At 66.8% G+C, this 19,474-nt stretch carries 20 protein-coding genes; 7 read left to right on the top strand and 13 right to left on the bottom strand.

Annotated features, from left to right (window positions below; translation table 11 throughout):
* Positions 1–10 precede the first annotated feature (10 nt).
* Both QP552_RS11405 and QP552_RS11400 read right to left on the bottom strand, forming a co-directional pair.
* A complete protein-coding gene (locus QP552_RS11405; protein WP_286073667.1) occupies positions 11–862 on the bottom strand; it encodes a FecR domain-containing protein in 852 nt (283 codons plus the stop codon).
* A complete protein-coding gene (locus QP552_RS11400) occupies positions 862–1,383 on the bottom strand; it encodes an RNA polymerase sigma factor (protein ID WP_106550967.1) in 522 nt (173 codons plus the stop codon). The genes QP552_RS11405 and QP552_RS11400 overlap by 1 nt, the downstream gene beginning before the upstream one ends.
* 202 nt (positions 1,384–1,585) lie before the next feature.
* Between QP552_RS11400 and QP552_RS11395 the strand changes: the two genes are divergently transcribed.
* From QP552_RS11395 to QP552_RS11385, 3 genes are all read left to right on the top strand, one after another.
* Entirely contained in the window at positions 1,586–1,852 is a 267-nt protein-coding gene (locus QP552_RS11395) for a hypothetical protein (protein ID WP_286073666.1), read from the top strand.
* Positions 1,853–1,861: 9 nt separating this feature from the next.
* Positions 1,862–3,034 carry a low temperature requirement protein A gene (locus tag QP552_RS11390; RefSeq protein ID WP_286073665.1) on the top strand — a complete coding sequence of 391 codons (1,173 nt, stop codon included), beginning with the start codon at positions 1,862–1,864 and terminating at the stop codon, positions 3,032–3,034.
* An 86-nt stretch (positions 3,035–3,120) separates the two neighbouring features.
* A complete protein-coding gene (locus tag QP552_RS11385) occupies positions 3,121–3,555 on the top strand; it encodes an EamA family transporter (RefSeq protein ID WP_049427888.1) in 435 nt (144 codons plus the stop codon).
* A 195-nt stretch (positions 3,556–3,750) separates the two neighbouring features.
* Here the strand turns inward: QP552_RS11385 and QP552_RS11380 are convergent, their stop codons facing one another.
* From QP552_RS11380 to pip, 7 genes are all read right to left on the bottom strand, one after another.
* Positions 3,751–4,392 (bottom strand): response regulator transcription factor, encoded by a 642-nt coding sequence (locus tag QP552_RS11380; protein ID WP_111111738.1) that lies wholly within the window; start codon positions 4,390–4,392, stop codon positions 3,751–3,753.
* Entirely contained in the window at positions 4,385–5,440 is a 1,056-nt protein-coding gene (locus QP552_RS11375; protein ID WP_286073664.1) for an ATP-binding protein, read from the bottom strand. The genes QP552_RS11380 and QP552_RS11375 overlap by 8 nt, the downstream gene beginning before the upstream one ends.
* A 198-nt stretch (positions 5,441–5,638) precedes the next feature.
* Positions 5,639–6,376 (bottom strand): MgtC/SapB family protein, encoded by a 738-nt coding sequence (locus QP552_RS11370; protein ID WP_106550961.1) that lies wholly within the window; start codon positions 6,374–6,376, stop codon positions 5,639–5,641.
* Between the two features lie 31 nt (positions 6,377–6,407).
* Entirely contained in the window at positions 6,408–9,167 is a 2,760-nt protein-coding gene (gene mgtA / locus QP552_RS11365; protein WP_286073663.1) for a magnesium-translocating P-type ATPase, read from the bottom strand.
* A 63-nt stretch (positions 9,168–9,230) separates the two neighbouring features.
* Complete coding sequence (locus QP552_RS11360; protein ID WP_106550959.1) at positions 9,231–9,530, bottom strand: hypothetical protein; 300 nt, start codon at positions 9,528–9,530, stop codon at positions 9,231–9,233.
* A 292-nt stretch (positions 9,531–9,822) separates the two neighbouring features.
* Positions 9,823–10,122: a hypothetical protein gene (locus QP552_RS11355; protein WP_111111734.1), complete on the bottom strand. Its 300-nt coding sequence runs from the start codon at positions 10,120–10,122 to the stop codon at positions 9,823–9,825.
* Positions 10,123–10,298: 176 nt separating this feature from the next.
* Positions 10,299–11,246: a prolyl aminopeptidase gene (gene pip / locus QP552_RS11350; protein WP_106550957.1), complete on the bottom strand. Its 948-nt coding sequence runs from the start codon at positions 11,244–11,246 to the stop codon at positions 10,299–10,301.
* Positions 11,247–11,360: 114 nt separating this feature from the next.
* On the opposite strand from pip, the gene QP552_RS11345 reads away from it, so the two are divergent.
* Positions 11,361–12,026, top strand: a complete 666-nt coding sequence (locus QP552_RS11345) for a TraX family protein (RefSeq protein WP_286073662.1) — start codon at positions 11,361–11,363, stop codon at positions 12,024–12,026.
* 77 nt (positions 12,027–12,103) lie between these two features.
* Here the strand turns inward: QP552_RS11345 and QP552_RS11340 are convergent, their stop codons facing one another.
* Positions 12,104–14,302, bottom strand: a complete 2,199-nt coding sequence (locus QP552_RS11340) for a TonB-dependent siderophore receptor (RefSeq protein ID WP_111111733.1) — start codon at positions 14,300–14,302, stop codon at positions 12,104–12,106.
* A gap of 238 nt (positions 14,303–14,540) precedes the next feature.
* Between QP552_RS11340 and QP552_RS11335 the strand changes: the two genes are divergently transcribed.
* From QP552_RS11335 to QP552_RS11325, 3 genes are all read left to right on the top strand, one after another.
* Positions 14,541–15,155, top strand: coding sequence for a TetR/AcrR family transcriptional regulator (locus tag QP552_RS11335; RefSeq protein ID WP_111111732.1), 615 nt, complete (start codon positions 14,541–14,543; stop codon positions 15,153–15,155).
* A 53-nt stretch (positions 15,156–15,208) separates the two neighbouring features.
* A complete protein-coding gene (locus QP552_RS11330) occupies positions 15,209–16,321 on the top strand; it encodes a crosslink repair DNA glycosylase YcaQ family protein (protein WP_286073661.1) in 1,113 nt (370 codons plus the stop codon).
* 244 nt (positions 16,322–16,565) lie between these two features.
* Positions 16,566–17,222 (top strand): alanyl-tRNA editing protein, encoded by a 657-nt coding sequence (locus QP552_RS11325; RefSeq protein ID WP_111111731.1) that lies wholly within the window; start codon positions 16,566–16,568, stop codon positions 17,220–17,222.
* A gap of 69 nt (positions 17,223–17,291) precedes the next feature.
* Here QP552_RS11325 and QP552_RS11320 read toward each other — a convergent pair whose 3' ends face one another.
* The 3 genes from QP552_RS11320 to QP552_RS11310 are packed head-to-tail and all read right to left on the bottom strand — an operon-like array spanning position 17,292 to position 19,473.
* Positions 17,292–17,570, bottom strand: a complete 279-nt coding sequence (locus QP552_RS11320) for a DUF3325 domain-containing protein (RefSeq protein WP_111111730.1) — start codon at positions 17,568–17,570, stop codon at positions 17,292–17,294.
* Positions 17,567–19,177, bottom strand: a complete 1,611-nt coding sequence (locus QP552_RS11315) for a PepSY-associated TM helix domain-containing protein (RefSeq protein ID WP_286073660.1) — start codon at positions 19,175–19,177, stop codon at positions 17,567–17,569. Before QP552_RS11315 ends, QP552_RS11320 begins: the two co-directional genes overlap by 4 nt.
* Positions 19,174–19,473, bottom strand: coding sequence for a DUF3649 domain-containing protein (locus QP552_RS11310; RefSeq protein WP_286073659.1), 300 nt, complete (start codon positions 19,471–19,473; stop codon positions 19,174–19,176). Before QP552_RS11310 ends, QP552_RS11315 begins: the two co-directional genes overlap by 4 nt.
* Position 19,474: the final 1 nt, after the last annotated feature.

Below are 19,474 nucleotides of genomic sequence, written 5' to 3'. Positions count from 1 at the left end.
GCGGGCGCAATCAATCGCGTGCGCGCAGATGCAGGCTGCCATCGTTGGCCGTGTGCACCTGCACCGGCAGGATCTCCGGCAGCAGCGCAACGGCGGTTTCGGCGTGGTCGGCATCGAACACGCCCGAGACCTGCAGCGGTCCCAGCTGCGGGTCATCCAGCACGATGGGACGGTCGTGATAACGCTGAAGGATGCGCAGCACTTCGGCCAGCGGCAGGCGATCGAACTGCAGGCGGCCACGGGTCCAGTCGGCCCGGTCCGGGCTGACCGGCTCGGGTGGCGACAACGATCCCGGCTGGGCCAGCACGCGCTGCCCCGGCTTCAGGCGCTGCTCGGCGCCCCCGCCATCCACGCGCACGCCCACCTCGCCGCGCCACAGGGTTACCTCACTGAGGCTGCCCTGCCGGTCCACGTCGAACACCGTGCCGTAGTTGCGCACATGCACCGGCCCGGCCTCGACCTCGAACGGGCGCCAGGTCGAGTGCTGCACCTGGAAACGGGCCTGGCCCTGCACCAGCACCACCTGCCGCGAGCGAACGTGCCTGCGAACCTGCAGATGGGTACCGGCGTCGAGCAGCAGATGGCTGCCATCGGGCAGGCGGATGTCGCGGCGTTCGCCCACCGCAGTCCGATAGTCGCGCACCTGCCATGCCGGGTCGGCGATGAACACGCCAGCGACCGCGATCAGCAGCAGCGGCAGGACGATCTTCGCGGCACGCCCACCGCGGCGACGCTGCAGGGCATCCGCGCTGGGCATGGGGAAGCGTTCCTTCAAGGCATCGCGATGCTGGTCCAGCACCTGGTCGGTGGTAGTGGGCGGGACCGGCGGTTGCGGCGTGGATGGCGGCGGTTGTGGACTCATCACATGCCAGCCGACAGTTGGCAATCGGCCATGGCCAGGCGCAGGTGGCGCTCTACCGCCTTGAGGCCGATGCCCATGCGCCGGGCGACCTCGGCCTGTGGCAGTTCATGGATCTTGTGCAGGATGAAGACCTGCTGGCGGCGGCAGGGCATGCGTTCGATGGTCGCGCCCAGTCGCTGCATGGCCTGCTGTCCCTGCACCTGCTGCTCCGGCCCGGGGCGCGGGCAGGCGTCATCGGGCAGCTCGGCACGCGCCTCCACCCAGTGCCGGCGCAGATCCTCGGCGCGGCAGCGGTCCACCGCGGCATCGTGTGCGATCCGCCGCAGCAGCGCGACCGGTTGCCGTGCGTCGTGCGCGACCGGGCGCTCCAGCAGGCGCACGCAGACATCGTGCACCACCTCACGGGCCAGCCCCGGCGAGCGGAAACGGCGGCGCAGATATTCCACCAGTTCCTCGTAATGGCGCACCAGCGAGGACATCAACGGCGGCGCAGGCGGGCAGGGAGAGGGCAGGCGGGACATCCGGACCGGCAGTGGGGGCAAAGGGCGGGCGCGGGGAGGGCATCCCTGCGCGATGACGCAATACTAATGGGAACTGTTCTCGTTTGCCATGCGGCACGCGGGTCGGGATTGTTCGTCGGGGCTGGAAGGTGAAACCACGATCATCGGCTGGAGCGCAGAATCGGCCGCGGCTAGCCTGCAAGCAGGCTCAAGGAGATGGACCATGCACGTGCTTCTGGTGATGGTGGGTGGGGTTCTGCTGTTGGGGGTATTCCTGCTGTTCGGGCGGCTATGGAGCGTAGGCCAGTCACAGCTGCCTGCGGCCCTGATTGCGTTCATCGCCACCTGGCTGCTGGTGACGGTAGCCAACATGTGGGTGGGCGTGAGCAAGGCCGGCTATGCCGTCCGCGAGGAACTGCCGATCCTACTGCTGGTGTTCGCCGTGCCGGCGTTGCTGGCCGGTCTGCTGTACTGGCGCCTGGCGCGCTGAAGGACGGCCATGAGCACACGACTGCGGCTGCCCGCCCTGCGCCAGCGCGATGGCCACCATGCCCGCGTGACCTACGAAGAGTTGTTCTTCGACCTCGTCTATGTATTTGCGGTTACCCAGCTCAGCCATCACCTCCTGCACCACCTGGACCTGGTCGGCGTGATGCAGACGCTGGTGCTGTGGTTCGCGGTCTGGCTGGGCTGGCAGTACGCCTGCTGGGTCAGCAACTGGTTCGATCCGGAGGCACCACGCATCCGCGGCCTGCTGTTCGTCACCATGCTGCTGGCGCTGCTGATGTCTTCGTCCATCCCCGAAGCCTTTGCCGATCGCGCCTGGGTGTTTGCCGGGGCTTACGCCACCATGCAGGTCGGGCGCACCGTGTTCGTGCTGCTGGAGGTCGGTCGCAGCCATCCGCTGGCGCCCAATTTCCGCCGGATGCTGGCCTGGGTCAGCGTCTCGGCGTGCTTCTGGCTGGCCGGGGCTGCGACCGAGGGTAATGCGCGGCTGGTGCTGTGGGCTGTGGCGGTCGCCTGCGAGTATGTCTCGCCGATGTTCGGTTTTGCGTTCCCGGGGCTGGGCCGTTCACACACCCGTGAGTGGACCATCGAGGGCGGGCACCTGGCCGAGCGATGCCAGTTGTTTGTCATCGTCGCGCTGGGAGAGACCCTGCTGGCGACGGGGGGCGTACTCAGCGGGGTCGAGCACTGGAGCGGCGATGTGGTATCGGCGGTATTGGCCACCTTCGCCGGGACCATCGCCATGTGGTGGCTGTATTTCGGTATCTCCAGCCGCGACGCCACCGAGGCGATCACCCATGCGGCCGACCCCGGGCGCATGGGCGCCAACTTCCACTACGTACATGCACTGCTGATCGCGGGCATCATCGCCACAGCGGTGGGCAATGACCTGGTGATGGATCACCCGGGCGCGGCGGTCACGCCGGTGTATGCGACGGTGCTGGTGGCTGGGCCGCTGATCTACCTGCTGGGCAGCGCCTTGTACAAGCGGGTGGTCTACGGGCGTGCGCCCTGGTCGCATCTGTTCGGTGCCGTGGCGCTGGCCGTGCTGGGTGTCGCGCTGACGCAGGCCCATCTGCTGGCTGCCGGCTGGCTGACCAGTGCGGTGCTGCTGGCCGTGGGACTGATGGACACGCGGTTGAAGCGCCGCCTGCAAAGCGCCTGATCCGCACGTTGCCCCGCATTGCTTGCGCAGGCGTGCGACGGGTGTAGCGTTGGCAACGGGACGCATGGATCCGGGAGAGGCGCAGCATGCAGAACGTTCCGCAGTGGTTGGTGTGGGCCGGGTTGTCGGCGTGCTTCGCCGCGCTGACCGCGTTGTTCGCCAAGGTGGGCGTGAAGGGCGTCGACTCGGACCTGGCCATGGCGATCCGCACCCTGGTGGTGGCCGCGGTGATCCTGCCGTTGGTGGTGGTTACCGGCAAATGGTCCAATCCGTTGCTGTTGCCGGGTCGCACCCAGTTGTTCCTGGTGCTGTCTGCACTGGCCACCGGCGCTTCATGGCTGTTCTACTTCCGCGCGCTGCAAAGTGGTGAGCTGGCCAAGGTCGCGGTGGTCGACAAATTCAGTGTGGTGCTGGTGATCGTGCTGGCCTACCTGCTGCTGGGCGAACGACCGACCCTGCGGGAATGGAGCGGGATCGGCCTGGTGGTGGCCGGGGTGATCGTGCTGGCGACGAAGAAGTAGCGGCGTTCAAACCCATGTGTAGAGCCGACTGTTGGTCGACTGACGCGCAGAACGCGGGGTTTCTGCATCCGAGCGAAGCAGTCGACTAACAGTCGACTCTACTGGCTCTACCGTGCAGTCGACCAACAGTCGACTCTACCGGCTCTACCGTGCGGTCGACCAACAGTCGACTCTACCGGTCAGTGACGTGGATGTTCACGCAGTACCCGCCTGCAGGCGGTCATACATGCGCACCAGATCGACCAGGGTGCGCGCGCCCATCTTGCGCATCACCTGGGCGCGGCGCACCTTCACCGTGATCTCGCTGACCCCGAGGTCGCCAGCGATCTGCTTGTTGAGCCGGCCGCGCACCACGCCATCGACCACCTCGCGCTCACCGGCATTGAGTGTGTCCCAGCGCTGCTGCAGCGCGTCCAGTGCCTCGCCTTCGCGGCGCCGCAGGCGGTCGAGCTCGATGCCCTTGTGGATCGCATCGAGCAGTTCTTGGTCGCGGAAGGGTTTGGTCAGGAACTCGATGGCGCCGTCCTTGATTGCATTGACGCCCATCGCGATGTCGCCGTGACCGGTGATGAACACCACGGGCAGCTGCAGGCCCAGGCTGCCCATGCTGCGCTGGAACTCCAACCCGCTCTGGCCCGGCATGCGCACGTCCAGCACCAGGCACGCAGGGGTGTCTTCCAGATCGTGGTCGAGGAAGGCCTGGGTGGAGGCGAAGGCGCGCACCTGCAGGCCCATCGAGGCCAGCAGGTCTTCCAGCGCCGCGCGCACCGACGGATCATCGTCGACCACGTAGACGATCGGCGCCGGTTCGGCCGCGGGTGCAGGGGTCTTACGCATGAGGGGTATCCAGGGCGATGGGCAGGTCGAAGATGAAGCAGGCGCCGCCGCCACTCGGGCGCTCCGCGCGGATATGGCCGCCATTGGCTTCGATCATCGAGCGGCTCAGGCTGAGGCCGAGGCCAAGGCCGTGCGACTTGGTGGTCCAGAACGCATCGAATACACGCTCGGGATGGTCGGCAGGCAGGCCGGCACCACGGTCGCGCACGCTGAGGCTGATCCGCTGCCCATTGCGCCGGGTCAGCAGGGACAGGCGTCGGTCGGCGGCGGGCACGGTTTCCATCGCATCGACGGCATTGAGGATCAGGTTGCCGATCACCTGCTGTATCTGCACGCGATCGGCTTGCACCGGTGGCAGGTCGGCATCCAGCAGCAGGGCCACGGTCACGCCGTGCCGGTCCAGTTCGCTTCGCGACAGCGCCAGCATTTCCTCGACCGCCTGGTTCAGGTCGAAGGCGCGTCGCTCCGGCGCGGCGCCCTGGGTCAGGCCACGGATGCGGGCGATCACGTCGCCGGCGCGGTGCGCATCGGAAAGAATCCGGGCCACGGTCTGCCGTGCCTTTTCGACGTTCGGTGGGTCCTGTGCCAACCAGCGCTGGCAGGCTTCGGCGCTGCTGGCGATGGCCGCCAGCGGCTGGTTCACTTCGTGCGCGATGGAGGTGGTCAGTTCGCCGACGGTGGATGCACGCGCGACCCGCAGCAACCGGCCCTGCGCCTCCTGTACCGCGGCCTTGGCCGCCTCCATGTTCAAGGCGAGATAGGTGGTGATGCCGATCACCAGCATGCCGATCACCGAATTGACCAGGCCGATGCGGTAGGTGCCGAAGCGGGTGAGGAAGAAGCTCAGCCCGGTCAGCGCGATGCAGGCGATGGCCAGGAAGATCAACCCGCGAGCGCTGAGCACGCGCGACGCCGCAAGGATCACCGCCGCGTAGAAGCATGCTGCTGCAACGGCGTAGTCGGTGACGGTATCGATCAGGAAGATCGCCGCCATCACCACGATCAGGGCCAGCAACACCAGGGGGCGACGGGGCGACAGCGATGGCATCGGGACGGCTCCCTGGTGTGGGGGGAAAGGATAGCAAAGCCGCCACTGTTGAACGCCGACCTTGGTCGGCGTGCTCTCGTGGGGTGGGTGCCGACCGTTGGTCAGCACAAGGCGAAACGATGCCTGGTAGTGCCGGCCGCTGGCCGGCAGCTGCACGGTGTTGCCGGAGTTATTGAGGTTGCCGGCCAGCGGCCGGCACTACTCCTCCAGGCTGGCGTTCCAGAATCCCTGCAATACGCCGGGGGTGGCGGCCAGCGTCGCCAGCACGGCATCCAGTTCGCCGGCATCAACGGTGGTGGCGTACAGCACCGCTTCGATCTCCACGTCGCGCTCGCCGAACGGCCGCTGGTCCACCGCGCGAACCGGGTACTGCGCTTGTTCCAGCAGCAGCAACAGCTGGTCCAGTACCTCTGCCTGCTGTTCACGCAGGCAGACCACGTTGATCGCGTACGTTGCTTCGCTGAAGGCTTCCGGCAGCGGCTGGCGCTGGATGCGGTTCACCACCGGCCGCAGCAGGGTGTTGGCGGCCAGCACGAACACCGCTGCCAGCACTGCCTCAGGCAGCAGCTTGATGCCCGCGCAGGCTCCCACCGCCGCCGAGCCCCACAGGGTGGCGGCGGTGTTCAGGCCGGACACCTGCGCGCCGTCCTTCATGATCGCGCCGGCGCCCAGGAAGCCGACCCCGGAGATCACATAGGCCACCACATGCAGCGGCGACGGCGGGCCGCCATACAGGTCATGGAAGCGCACGGCCAGGTCGACGAACACCGCCGCGCCCACCGCCACCAGCGTGTTGGTGCGCAGGCCGGCGGTGCGCTGGCGCAACTGCCGCTCCAGGCCGATGATCGCGCCCAGCACGAAGGCCACCGACAGGCTGATCAGCGAACCGAGGGTCGCGCCGGCGTTGAACGCCGGCAGGTTGGGGTTGATGTCCAATGTGTTTCTCCCTGGACAAGGCGGCGGGCTGCTACTGCCAGCCGTAGCGACGGATGTAGAAGCGCTTCAGCGCGGTGGTCAGCACCGCATAGCCGAACAGGATCGCCACCAGGAACGGCCAGTAGCCGGCCGGCAGGGCCTGCAGCTTGAAGTAGCCGGCCAACGGGCTCATCGGCAGGGCCACGCCGATGGCCATGATCAGGCCGGTCATCAGCAGCAGGGGCGGTGCAGCGATGCTCTGCAGGAACGGTACTTTCGGCGTACGGATCATGTGCACGATCAGGGTCTGGGTCAGCAGGCCGACCACGAACCAGCCGGATTGGAACAGGCCCTGGTCGGCCGGCGTGCGTGCATCGAACACGTACCACATCAACGCGAAGCAGGTCAGGTCGAAGATCGAGCTGATCGGCCCGAAGAACACCATGAAGCGGCCAATGTCCGCCGGGTTCCACTTCAGCGGCTTGCGCACCAGTTCCTCGTCCACGTTGTCGAACGGAATGGCGATCTGCGAGATGTCGTACAGCAGGTTCTGCACCAGCAGCTGCAGCGGCAGCATCGGCAGGAACGGCAGGAAGGCCGAGGCCACCAGCACCGAGAACACGTTGCCGAAGTTGGAGCTGGCGGTCATGCGGATGTACTTCAGCATGTTGTTGAACGTGCGCCGGCCCTGGATGACGCCTTCTTCCAGCACCATCAGGTTCTTTTCCAGCAGGATGATGTCGGCGGCCTCCTTGGCGATGTCCACGGCGCTGTCCACGCTGATGCCGATGTCGGCCGCACGCAGTGCCGGGGCATCGTTGATGCCGTCACCAAGGAAACCGACCACCTTGCCCTGTGCGCGCAGCTCGCGCACCAGGCGTTCCTTGTGCAGCGGCGTCAGGCGGGCGAACACGCGGTGGTGGTGCAGCGCACGCGACAGCGCGCCGTCATCCATGCGCTCGATCTGCGGGCCGGTCAGGATGGTGTCCGCGTCCAGCCCGACCTGGGCGCAGACCCGGGCGGTGACCAGCTCGTTGTCGCCGGTGAACACCTTCACTTCCACGCCATGCGCGGCCAGCGCCTGCAGTGCCTGAGCCGCCGATTCCTTCGGTGGGTCGAGGAAGGCGACGTAGCCGACCAGGGTCAGCCCGCATTCGTCGGCCTGCGAATACGCCGTCTGGCTGGCCGCAGTCTCCTTCATCGCCACCGCCACCACGCGCAGGCCCTGTTCGTTCAGTTCCTCGGTGGTCTGCCGCACGCGGGCCAGGCGGCGCTCGTCCAGCGGCATGTCGTGGCCGTTCTCGCGCACCGTGCTGCACACCGCCAGCATTTCCTCGACCGCGCCCTTGCAGATCAGCTCGTGGTGGTCCTCGCGCTCGGAGACCACCACCGACATGCGGCGGCGCTCGAAATCGAACGGAATCTCGTCCACCTTGTGGTAGTCCTGCGACAGCCGCAGCGAGCTCTGCAGCTCCACGTGCTCCAGCACCGCGCGATCCAGCAGGTTGATCAGCCCGGTCTGGAAATGGCTGTTGAGGTAGGCGAACTTCAGCACGTCTTCCGAATCGTGACCGAATACATCGGTGTGGCGCTCCAGCGCGATCTTGTCCTGGGTAAGGGTGCCGGTCTTGTCGGTGCACAGCACTTCCATCGCGCCGAAGTTCTGGATCGCATCCAGGCGCTTGACGATCACCTTGCGCCGCGACAGCAACACCGCGCCCTTGGCCAGGGTGGAGGTGACGATCATCGGCAGCATCTCCGGGGTCAGGCCCACCGCCACCGACAATGCGAACAGGAACGCCTCGGTCCAGTCGCCCTTGGTCCAGCCGTTGATCAGCAGCACGAACGGCACCATCACCAGCGCAAAGCGGATCAGCAGCCAGCTGACACTGTTGACGCCGGCCTGGAAAGCGGTCGGCGCGCGGTCGGTGGCGGTGCTGCGCTGGGCCAGCGTGCCGAAGTAGGTGCGGTTGCCGGTGGCCAGCACGATGGCCGTGGCCGTGCCGGACACCACATTGGTACCCATGAACAGCAGGTTGTGCTGTTCCAGCAGGCCGGCCAGCCCGTCGCCCGGGTGCGCGAACTTCTCCACAGGCAGCGACTCACCGGTCATTGCCGCCTGCGCCACGAACAGGTCCTTGGCGGTCAGCACGCGGCAATCGGCCGGAATCATGTCGCCGGCCGACAGCACGATATGGTCACCGGGCACCAGCTCGCGGATCGGAAGGTCCAGCAGGCGCGCCGGACGGCGGCTGTGCAGGTGCGCGCCGAAGTACTGGTCGGCCACATCGGCCGCCTCGGTGCCGGGATTGCGCCGCAGCACGCGCGCGGTGTTGCCGACCAGAGCCTTCAGCCGCTCCGCGGCACGGTTGGAGCGGCCTTCCTGCACGAAGCGGATCAGCGTGGACAGCAGCACCATCGCACCAATCACGATCGTCGCCTTGATGTCCTCGGTCAGCCAGGACACCGCGGCCAGCACGGTCAGCAGCAGGTTGAACGGATTGCGGTAGCACTGCCACAGGTGGCGCCACCACGACAGCGGCTTTTCGTGATCCACCTCGTTGGGGCCGAGCGTTGCCAGGCGTTCCTCGGCCTCATGGGGGCTGAGGCCATCGGCATGCGATTCCAGCGTGGCCAGCAGCTGGTCTTCATCCTGCTGGGCGAGGGTGACCAGGCCGGTGGTGAGTGCGAATGGTGCCGCTTCGGCACTGCCCGGGCCGAAGCCGGCCTCGGGCATCGCGCGGCGGCGGAACAGGTTACCTGCGCGACGGCTGCGCAGGAAGGCGTTGAACCAGGCGTTGAGCAGGCTCATGGGACTCTCCTCGAATGTCAGAGCCGGCCGGGGCCGGAACACGAACGGAATGGACGAAACAGATCAGGCGTGGCGCATCGCCAGCACCGCCGGTGACCACGGCTGCATGTGCAGGCGCTGGCTGCCGCCGATGCACAGTGGCTTCATCGCATCGCGCAGGGGGTAGGGCAGGTGGCGCAGCACCGTGATGCGCTCGCTGATCGGCAGCAACGACAGGGCATCGGCCACCACGCGGGGGGAGCCGAGCGAAAGCGAACGGGCGAACATCACTGGCCCGTGCTGCAGCAACTGGCTGCGCAGCGCGGCGACATTGCGCTCGCCGATCAGGCGACGCAGGGTGATGTAGAGGATCTTGTAGGACATGGGGGCGATCTCCAGGCATGCGGCGCCTGGCGGTCCCCCGTCACTCAGGCAGGCAGGGACCGGCGGGCAGGCGCCAGGAACAGGCAGCAAGCGGGCATCCGGGGCGCATCGCGCCCGGCAGGGTCGGGGTCCATCTGCGTCTCCATGAAGGAAGGGGGCGGCCAGGATTGCCCTGGCCAATGGCGCTATTGTCCGCCCCTGAATGGGGCAGTCCTAGAGGCTCGTGGGTTAGCCCGGCTATACCTTGGTATAGCCGGGCCTGCGCTGCGCCACGCTATGGTTCAGTGACGGATCAACGCGAAGCGCTGGTCTGCTTGCACACGTCGTACTCGCCGCGGCTCAGCGTCTTGTTGCGGTCGGTATCGCAGGCGTGCAGCCGCTCGGCCCAGTCGGGTGCGACCGCATCGACTTCGGCCAGGGTGACGATGCCGTCCTTGTCCTTGTCCAGCGTTTCATAGGCAGGGATGAGCTTCACTTCGGTCACGTCCTCGGCGGCCGTTGCCTTGCTGGCCTCCTGGGTCTTGGAACAGGCGCCCAGCAGCAGGCCGACGGAGATGACGAGGACAACAGGAACGTAGCGAACACCGGTCATGACAGGCTCCAGAAGTGGGGACGCGGGCCACGCGTGTGGATGGCCACGGCTGGATCTTCGGCGGGGGTCTGTAAGCGAGCTGCGAAGATCCGGCCGGGTGGGCCTGTGTCGGTGGGCCGCCATTCACCGGGCCGCGTAGCGGCGATTGTGCGGACGGCCGGAGCATGCCGTCGGCATCAGAACCTGTCGGCAAACGCATCCGTGGCTCGTACCAGCGCATCGACCGTGGCCGGCTCGTTCGCGCTGTGCCCGGAGGTCACCATTTCCAGCCGGGCTTCCGGCCAGGCCTTGGCCAGGTCCCAGGCACTGCGCGGCGGGCAGATGATGTCGTAGCGGCCCTGCACGATCACGCCCGGGAGGTGACGGATGCGATCGATATCGCGCAGCAGCTGGTCCGGCTCCAGGAAGATGCCGTTGCGGAAGTAATGTGCTTCGATGCGGGCCTTCGCCAGCGTGTCCAGCGGATCATCCGTGGATTCGGCATCCACGTCGTGCTGCAGGGTGGCGGCATTGTCCTCCCAACCCAGCCAGGCCTGTGCCGCTTCGATGCGGGTCGCCTCGTCCGCGCCATCCATGCGGGTCCAGTATGCCGCAATCATGTCGCCCCGCTCGGCTTCCGGAATGTAGGCCTCATAACGATCCCAGCGCTCCGGGAAGATCCAGCGCGCGCCCCCGTTGCCCTCGGCAAACCAGCGGTTCTCGATCTCGCGGCCGAGGAACACGCCCCGCACGATCAGGCCGGTAGCGCGTTCCGGATGCGCCTGTGCATAGGCCAGCGACAGGGTCGAGCCCCAGGAGCCGCCATAGACCAGCCAGCGTTCGATGCCCAGGTGTTCGCGCACCTTTTCGATGTCGGCCACCAGGTGCTGCGTGGTGTTGTCGCGCAGCTCGCCGAACGGCGTGGAGCGGCCGCTGCCGCGCTGGTCGATCAACACGATGCGGTAGCGCGCTGGGTCGAAGAAGCGGCGATGGGTCGGTGAAATGCCTGCACCTGGGCCACCATGCAGGTACACCACCGGAATGCCCTCCGGCGTGCCGCACTCTTCGATGTGCAGCGTGTGCAGATCGCTCACCGGCAGGGTGAACTCGCGGTACGGCTCGATGGTGGGGTACAGGGTGCGCATGGAAGGTGTCTCACAAGCAGGGGCGGCCAGCATAGCGCCCTGCGCTGGCCGAGGCAGGGGGTGTCACGTGCCGGATGCTGGAAATGGGCTTGCCGATGCGCATAAGCTCCGGGGATGCACGAGACCACGACAAGGACGTCCACGTTCAGTATCAACCTCGGCAGTGGCGCCCGCGAGCTGCTGAAGTGGATCGCATTGCTGGCCATGACCGGCGATCACGTGGCCAAAGTGGTGTTTGGCGGCTACGTGCCGGTGGTGAGCGAACTGGGGCGTATCGCTTTCCCGCTGTTCGCGCTGGTGATGGCCTGCAACCTGGCCCAACCGGGCGCCGACCTTCGCAAGTCGATGCGTCGCCTGGCCCTGTGGGGCGTCATCGCCCAACCGCTGCATGCCCTGGCCTTCGGTGCCTGGCTGCCGCTCAACATCCTGCTCACGTTCGCCCTGGCAGCCGTGGCGGTGCACGCACTTGCCAACAACCGGCCCCTATTGCTGTTGGTGGCGGCGGGTGTACTGCCGATGCTGGTGGACTACCAGTGGGCCGGCGTCGGCAGTGTCCTGCTGGCCTGGATCGCGTTCCGCCATCGCGCGTGGTGGCCGCTGCTGATTGCCTTGGCGGCGGTGTGCTGGGCCAACCACAACGGCTGGGCCCTGCTGGCTGTTCCCGTGGTGCTGCTGGCCGCACGGGTGCAATGGCAACTGCCGCGCTGGCGCTGGATGTTCTATGGATACTACGTGGGGCATCTGCTGGTGCTGGCGGTAGTGGCGCGCGTGCTTTCGTGATCAGCGCATGCGTGGTCGTGCCTTGTGCCGGTAGATCCACGCCATGCGTGGATCCCGTTGACAGTTTGTCGCCCGGCTCAGAAATCCATCGTGGCCGACAACAGCACGGTCCTCGGCGCGCCCAATGCCAGGCTCGACAACAGCGGCATGCCCCAATACGCCTTGTTGGTCACGTTGTTCACCGTGGCACGCAGTGCAAGCGGCCGCCCTGCGAGTGCCGTGCTGTAGCGTGCACCCACGTCAAACAGTGTGCGCCCCGGAACTGACAGTTGATTATCGGCGCTGATGTACTGTCTCGACATCGCAGTGGCATTGCCAGTCAACGTAAACCCCTGCAACGCCGGTACATCCCATTCCACGCCCAGCTTGGCCTGGCGCTGTGCAACAGCGGTGGCGATGCGACCTTCATTCACGCCACCGGCCGTACGGGTCAGCTTCGGCTGTACGTAGGCCACGCCGCCGAGCAGGCGCACGCCGTCCAGTGGCGATCCGAAGAAGCCCCATTCCACGCCGCGGTTGCGCTGCTCACCACCGAACGAGAAGATGTTCGTGACCGGGTCGGTATAGCTGCTTGGCCGCTTGATCTCATAAACGCTGAAGGTGTGCGCGAAGCTGCCCATGTCCAGCTTCATGCCCAGCTCCTTCTGCTTGGTGCGGAACGGTGCGAACACATCGCCCGCGTTGGCGGCGGTCATCGGCGCGGTGGCGCCCTGGCTGAGGCCTTCGATGTAGTTGGTGTAGACCGAGATCGTGTCGGTGGCCTTCACCAGCAAGGCTGCCGCGGGGGTAGTGGCGCTCTCGTCATACCGCGAAGTACGTGCGCCCGTGGCCACGCTGAAGGTCTCGCTGACCACCTGCTGGCGGCGCACGCCCAGCGTCAGCTGCACGCGGTCATCGGCGAAGGAGAGGGTATCGGCGAAGCCGAGGCTGTCCAGGCGCAGGTCGGTATGCGAGATGTGCGGCGCCACGAACGGCGCGGCCGGGCCCCACACCGGGTTGTAGAGGTTGGTGGTCCAGTCCCAGCCGGGCACACTGCGGCGGCCATAGTCGTTCTGGGTGTGCTGGTAGTGGGTCACGTTGGCGGCCCATTGGTGGCCCACGCTACCGGTACGGAAGCTGCCGCGCAGGCCGGCGTCACCGGATTGCTTCTTGATGTCGAACGCGAGCTGGCCGATCACGGTGCTGAAGTCGCCGGCCGGGTTGAGGATCTGCGCGCTGATCGAGCCGTTGTAACGGTAGTCGGTCTTGCTGGTGCCATAGGCCAGGTAGGCCATCACGCTGTCATTGATGTCGAATTCGCCGCGCAGCATCACGCCCTTGTCCTGGCTGTCCACGTAGGCCCAGTCCGGGTTGATCAGGGTGTCGCCCCGCGGCGGGCGGGGAATGGCGACACCCGGTGCGAGGCCGACACCACGGGCCGGGCCGTCCACGCGATCGTCGGCGCTGTACAGATCGGCCGACAGACGGGTGCGATCACCGCGCCAGTCCAGTGCCAGCGATCCCAGTTGAACCTTCTTGCTCTGCTTGCCGACGGCGCCGTCGCCATCACGCCAGGCGCCGTTGAAGCGGATGCCGAACTGCTTGTCTGCGCCGAGGCGACGGCCCATGTCCACATGGGCGCCGAACTGCGCATCGGAGGCGAAGTTGGCGCTGACCCGCAGCAGGGGCTGCTCGCCAGCGCGCTTCGGCACCAGGTTCACCGCGCCGCCCACCGAGCCGCCCGGTGGCATGCCGTTGAGCAGCGCGGAGGGCCCCTTCAGCACTTCGATGCGCTCGAACATCTCCGGCGAGGTGCGGTAGTAGGGCGCCATGCCGCTGAGGCCGTTGAAGGTGGTGTCGCTGGTGTTGGAGGCAAAGCCACGGATGGCATAGTTCTCGCTCCACGCGCCGGTGACGCCGTTGCTGAACACCGTCGGGTCGGTGGCGGCGATGACGTCGGTGAGGTCCCTGGCCTGGCGGTCACGGATGAACGACTCGGTGTAGCTGACCGTGCTGAACGGCGTGTCCATGAAGTCCTTGTCGCCCAGCAGGCCGACACGACCGCCGCCCGCCACCTGTCCTCCGGCATAGTCGGCGGTGGCCCGTCGCTGTTCCTGCACCTGTACCGAGGGCAGGGTGGACGGCGTCGACTCGGCCAGCGCGGCGAACGAGGCCAGCAGGCCCAGCGCGAGGGTCGAAACACGATAGCGCCGGGCCAGGCCGGGCGGCTGCATCGGCAGTCGGGCAGTTGCCACGGCGGGACGGACGGGCGAAGAGGGAAGGTCAAACACGGTCATGCCAGATTCCTGTGAATCGCAGGTGCGAACGCGCCTGGCGCGCTGCCGACGGCAAGCACGGGGGAAGGCGCAGCGCAGGGTTGTCGGCTGGGTGGGGACCTGGCGGGAAGTGAGCCACGGGCTCGATTCCGGATGGCGGCGGGGTGCGAACCAGACGCATTCCGAATTAGTTGAGTAAAATAAACTAAATCATATGAAGCGGACAAGAGGGTCCTTTTACTGGCACCCTCGCTACGGTATGAGCATGCAACCCGAGATCCCGGCGCCGGCCCGTGGCCGCCCGCCCACCATCACTCCCGAGCGCCTGGCTGACATTGGCATCAAGCTGGGCCTGCCGAACCTGACCATGGCCAACGTGGCCGCCGAGCTTGCGGTGACCCAGGCGGCGCTCTACAAGCGTGTGGCCAATCTGGAGGCCTTGAAGCGGCTGGTGGCCGATACGGTGTTCCAGCGCTGGCAGATTCCGCGCGCGTCGGCCGATGCGCCGGGTGGGCTGCAGGGCTACCTGATGGTCTTCGTGGAATCGCTGTGCGAGGTGGTGAAAGCGCACCCTGGATTGCCGCCCTACCTGTTGCGGCGCTCGGTGGCGACCGCGCCGATGTTGGAGAAGATCGCCTCGCACCAGGCCCATGTGGCCGAAGTGTTCGGCCTGCCGTTGGACAAGGCGCGCTGGGTGCTGGCCACGATTGCGTTCTACTGCATTGCCGGTGCGGACACGGTGTATGGGCTGGTGGATGACGAGGCCGAAGCGTTGACCGGGCGGCGCGTGCAGGACGAGGAAGTGATTGCCGAGTTCAGGCAGGGCATGCGTGCGCTGGTGATCGGTTCGCTGGACGTACTCGGCGTCCGGTAGATCCACGCCATGCGTGGATACCGGTGCACGGTCCGTCACGGCCCCATCCACGCATGGCGTGGATCTACAATGCGATCATGCCTGCCACGCCCACCCTCGATGATCTGCGCCGCCACGCGGTCGCGCGCACGCTGTTCAAACCCACCACGCTGTTGACCGCGATCCGGCGCCTGGGTTTCGTGCAGGCCGACCCGATCCGCGCACCAGCACGGGCACAGGACCTGACGCTGCGCCACCGGGTGAAGGACTACCGGGCCGGTGATCTGGAGCGGCGCTATGCGCGCCTGCCAGTGGAAGAGGATTGCCTGGTGAACTACGGCTTCCTCCCGCGCGAGCACCTGGCGTTGATGCACCCGCGTGTTTCCAAGCGCGCGTGGGACGCCGAGACCCGGCGTCGTGCGGCGGATGTACTGGCCTTCGTCCGCGAGCGTGGCAGCGTGCACCCGCGCGAGGTTGACCAGGCGTTCGCGCATGGCCGGGTGACCAACTACTGGGGCGGCACCAGCAATGCCAGCACCCACCTGCTGGACGGCATGCATTACCGCGGCCTGCTGCGCGTGCAGCGGCGCGACAGCGGCACCCGCATCTACGCGGTGGCCGACCATGTCGAGGCCGATGCCGGCGAGCATGCGCAGATCGAACGCGCGGCCGCCCTGATCGACCTGGTGGTGCGCAAGTACGCGCCGCTGCCCTCGGCCAGCCTGACCTATCTGGTGCGGCTGCTGGGCTACGGTGCACCGCATCTGGCCGAACAGACCCGGCAGGCGCTGAAGCTGGCCAAGCAACAGCTGGCCAGCTGCACGCTGGATGGAACGACCTGGTACTGGCCAGCCAACGAGAACCCGCGCTCGCGCCGACACGCACCGGACGAGCAGGTGCGCCTGCTGGCACCGTTCGACCCGGTGGTGTGGGACCGCCGCCGCTTCGAGCTGCTATGGGGCTGGGTCTACAAGTTCGAAGCCTACACACCCGCACCTAAGCGCCAGTACGGCTACTACGCATTGCCAGTGTTATGGCACGACCAGGTGGTGGGCTGGGCCAACGTCAGCATGCGTGACGGTGAGCTGACATCCAGCGTGGGCTATGCCGGCAAGTCGCTGGCGCGCGACAAGGTGTTTGGTGGCGCGCTGGAAGACGAACTGCAGCGCATGTCGGATTTCCTGTAGAGCCGAGCCATGCTCGGCTGATCCTTGCACCGACCGACGTATCGCCGCCACGATCATCGGCCCTGGTAGTCGCCAACCTTGGTTGGCGCCGTGTTGCTTCGTCGCCCACCAGAGTGGGCATCTACCGCAGCCGAGGCCGCCGATGGCGTGCCGGCCATGTTGATCACCACGCACAGGTACTCGTGCCCCGGCCAATGCGTTCGCAGGCCTTCGCCGTGCTAGCGTCTTCGGGTTGGAGGTGACGATGACGATCAAGGCATTCTGGGACGATCCCTATCGGCTGCATCATGAGGCTCGGGTCAGCGCAGTCACCGGTGATGAGATCCGGCTGGACGAGACCATCTTCTTCGCGTTCTCCGGCGGCCAGGAAAGCGACGCCGGGTCCATCGGCGGCCATCAGGTGCTGGAGGCGCGCAAGGAGGGCCTGGACATCACCTATCGATTGCCCGAAGGGCACGCCCTCGCGGTGGGCGACACGGTGCTGGTGGAGATAGATGGCCAGCGCCGCTATGGGCTGATGCGCCACCATTTCGCAGCCGAGATGATCCTGCAGCTGGTGTATGCGTTGGAACCGGGGATCGAGAAGGTCGGTGCACATATCGGCCCGGCCAAGGCCCGCATCGATTTTGCGCGGAATGGCAGCATTTCAGCGCTGTTTGACGCGTTGCAGACCCAGTCCGCAGCGCTGTTTGCGTCCGACCTGCCGATCATCACGGCCTTTTCCGATGAGGCGAACCATCGTCGCTATTGGCGGGTGGAGGGTTTCGCGCAGATGGGTTGTGGCGGCACCCATCCACGCAGCACCGGTGAGATCGGTGTGCTCTCGCTGAAGCGGAAGAACCAGGGCAGGGGCGTGGAGCGTATCGAGATCACTCTCGATGCCCGCCCGTTCCCGGCATAGCGCGGGCGGCCAACTCGCTACTGCCATGCGTTGGCGCCGCGTTGCCTCGGCGCCCACCAAGGTGGGCATCTACCGCTTCCAGCGCCCATGCGCCACCATCGCCAGCACGACCACGCCGGCGGCCACGCTGGTATGCCCGGACAGCGCGGCCAGGCCGCTGCCTACACCCAATGCGCGCATCGCGAACACGGTGCTGAACACCAGCAGCGCCCATCCGACTGCGCGCAGCTGCTGCGTCGTAGCAACGTTCAGCACGCGATGCAGCACGTCCCGCTGATGGCGCTCCATTGCCAGCGCCAGGCACGCGAATGCGGCCAGCGACAACACGAACAGAATGACGTGGATCATGCGCTGGCCTCCGCTGCGGCATTGCGTGACGCTGCAGACGGCCGTGCGCGCTTCAACTTCGGCGCGTGCTTCCAGGTGCGCCACGCCAGCAGAGCGTGCAGGGCGGACAGGGCCAGCAGGGTCAGGTCAGTGCCGGCGAACGCCCAGTCGCCCGTGGGCAATGCGTCCCACAGCGGATGCGGCGTGGTCATCGCCGTCAGTACCGGCAACAACGCCAGCAGCAACGCACCCAGCATGAACTGCTCGACCCACGCGCGCTTCGGCGCACGCAGCGTGGCATGCACGAGCATTGCGGCCCAGGCCAGGAAGAATACATGCACCTCCCACGCGGCACGCCCATCAAGTCCGGTGGGCAGCAGGCGGTTGGCCCACAGATAGGCAGCCATCGCTACCGAAAGCCCAGCCACCGTCGCGATGTTGAGCCGCTCGACCAGGCGGAAGCCGAAGTGGGGGCGCTGCGGGTCGGGCAGTTGTGTACGGCGCTTGACCGTCCACAGCACCAGCCCGGTGCCGACCATGGCGGTGCCGGCCAGACTGACGATGAAGTACAGCCAGCGCAGGGCGGCGTCGGCGAAGCGTCCCAGGTGCAGGCCGTACAGCACGCCCTGGGTATCGGCGGCAACGCCCGAATGCTCCTTGATCTGCAGCAGCTGCCCGTTGCTGCCATCGAACATCAGATAGTTCGGCGTGGTGGAAACACGGGTGGACTGTGCCCGTACCACGGCAACGCGTGCGTTCTCGTCGCCCGGGTTCTGCACCTGTACGCTGCCCACGGCGCCGGTTCCCCAACGTTGCTCGGCCTGCCGCACCAGTGCGCCCACGTCGGTGAGCGGCGCAGCGTGGCCTGCCGCCTTCTGCGGTGGCAGGAACAGCCGCATTTCGCTGACGACCTCGGCCTGCTGGCGCTTGTCGGGCAGTTTCGCCAGGCCCCACGGCATGTACAGCACCGCCAGCATCACCAGGCCGCTCCAGGTGATCATGAAATGGAACGGCAGGCCGAGTACCGACACCGCCGCATGGCCATCCAGCCACGAGCGCTGGCCCTTGCCCCAGCGGAAGGTGAAGAAGTCGGCGAAGATCTTCTTGTGGGTGATCACGCCGCTGACGATGGCAACCAGCATGAACATCGCGCACAGGCCGACAATCCAGCGGCCCCACATGGCCGGCATGTAGTGCAGGTTGAAGTGGAACGCGTAGAAGAAGTCGCCGCCGCCTGTGTCGCGTGCCTGCAACGGTGCGCCGGTGCTGGCGTCGAACAGGCCCGAATCGAAGCCGTGCCGGCCGCGTCCACCCGGGCTGGCCCACATCGCCGACACCCACGGCATGCGCGTGCCTGGCAGGTTGAGATTGATCTGGCTGGCCGCAGGCGTGGCGGTCATGATCGTGGTGACGGTACGCTGCGTGACGGCGGCAGCGTCCGGCAGCATGGAGGGCGAGGCGATCTCGGGGCGGGTGTAGCGCGAAAGCTCATCGCGGAAGTAGCTGACGGTGCCGGTGAGGAACATCGCGTACAGGATCCAACCGGCCAGCAGCCCGACCCAGATATGCAGGTCGGACATGGTCTGGCGGACGCCGCGCGGTTTGGGAGTGTGCCGGGGCTTGCTCATGCACCAGCTCCCGGGCCGACCGTCTGTACGGCCAGCCACAGCGGAAGTGCGGCGATGATCAGCCCGATCCATGCGCGCCAGGCCGAGCGCACCGCGAACACCCAGACCACGGCGCCGGCGTACAGCAGGAAGCTGGCCAGCATGCCGGTGAACACGGCCTGGCGACCATCGATGGGCAACGCCAATGCCGCGATGCTGCACAGCGCAGCCAAGGCATAGCCACCGAACAGCGCGGCGATGATGCGTGAGGCCAGTGGCATCCAGGCCAGCACGGCGGCGGTACGGGAAACGGTCACA

The organism is Stenotrophomonas sp. 59, from assembly GCF_030291095.1.
GTDB classification, from domain to species: Bacteria; Pseudomonadota; Gammaproteobacteria; order Xanthomonadales; family Xanthomonadaceae; genus Stenotrophomonas; species Stenotrophomonas maltophilia_Q.
This window is presented reverse-complemented; position numbering and strand designations above follow the sequence as displayed.

What these genes read in the sequence shown, in the direction of transcription:
- QP552_RS11360 (WP_106550959.1), bottom strand. Translation starts at nt 9,530, where the DNA reads ATGTCCTACAAGATCCTCTACATCACCCTGCGTCGCCTGATCGGCGAG.
- QP552_RS11375 (WP_286073664.1), bottom strand. Translation starts at nt 5,440, where the DNA reads ATGCCATCGCTGTCGCCCCGTCGCCCCCTGGTGTTGCTGGCCCTGATC.
- QP552_RS11405 (WP_286073667.1), bottom strand. Translation starts at nt 862, where the DNA reads ATGAGTCCACAACCGCCGCCATCCACGCCGCAACCGCCGGTCCCGCCC.
- QP552_RS11345 (WP_286073662.1), top strand. Translation starts at nt 11,361, where the DNA reads ATGCACGAGACCACGACAAGGACGTCCACGTTCAGTATCAACCTCGGC.
- QP552_RS11385 (WP_049427888.1), top strand. Translation starts at nt 3,121, where the DNA reads ATGCAGAACGTTCCGCAGTGGTTGGTGTGGGCCGGGTTGTCGGCGTGC.
- mgtA (WP_286073663.1), bottom strand. Translation starts at nt 9,167, where the DNA reads ATGAGCCTGCTCAACGCCTGGTTCAACGCCTTCCTGCGCAGCCGTCGC.
- QP552_RS11325 (WP_111111731.1), top strand. Translation starts at nt 16,566, where the DNA reads ATGACGATCAAGGCATTCTGGGACGATCCCTATCGGCTGCATCATGAG.
- QP552_RS11355 (WP_111111734.1), bottom strand. Translation starts at nt 10,122, where the DNA reads ATGACCGGTGTTCGCTACGTTCCTGTTGTCCTCGTCATCTCCGTCGGC.
- QP552_RS11330 (WP_286073661.1), top strand. Translation starts at nt 15,209, where the DNA reads ATGGCGTGGATCTACAATGCGATCATGCCTGCCACGCCCACCCTCGAT.
- QP552_RS11320 (WP_111111730.1), bottom strand. Translation starts at nt 17,570, where the DNA reads ATGATCCACGTCATTCTGTTCGTGTTGTCGCTGGCCGCATTCGCGTGC.
- QP552_RS11395 (WP_286073666.1), top strand. Translation starts at nt 1,586, where the DNA reads ATGCACGTGCTTCTGGTGATGGTGGGTGGGGTTCTGCTGTTGGGGGTA.
- QP552_RS11390 (WP_286073665.1), top strand. Translation starts at nt 1,862, where the DNA reads ATGAGCACACGACTGCGGCTGCCCGCCCTGCGCCAGCGCGATGGCCAC.
- QP552_RS11340 (WP_111111733.1), bottom strand. Translation starts at nt 14,302, where the DNA reads ATGACCGTGTTTGACCTTCCCTCTTCGCCCGTCCGTCCCGCCGTGGCA.
- QP552_RS11380 (WP_111111738.1), bottom strand. Translation starts at nt 4,392, where the DNA reads ATGCGTAAGACCCCTGCACCCGCGGCCGAACCGGCGCCGATCGTCTAC.
- QP552_RS11315 (WP_286073660.1), bottom strand. Translation starts at nt 19,177, where the DNA reads ATGAGCAAGCCCCGGCACACTCCCAAACCGCGCGGCGTCCGCCAGACC.
- pip (WP_106550957.1), bottom strand. Translation starts at nt 11,246, where the DNA reads ATGCGCACCCTGTACCCCACCATCGAGCCGTACCGCGAGTTCACCCTG.
- QP552_RS11335 (WP_111111732.1), top strand. Translation starts at nt 14,541, where the DNA reads ATGAGCATGCAACCCGAGATCCCGGCGCCGGCCCGTGGCCGCCCGCCC.
- QP552_RS11400 (WP_106550967.1), bottom strand. Translation starts at nt 1,383, where the DNA reads ATGTCCCGCCTGCCCTCTCCCTGCCCGCCTGCGCCGCCGTTGATGTCC.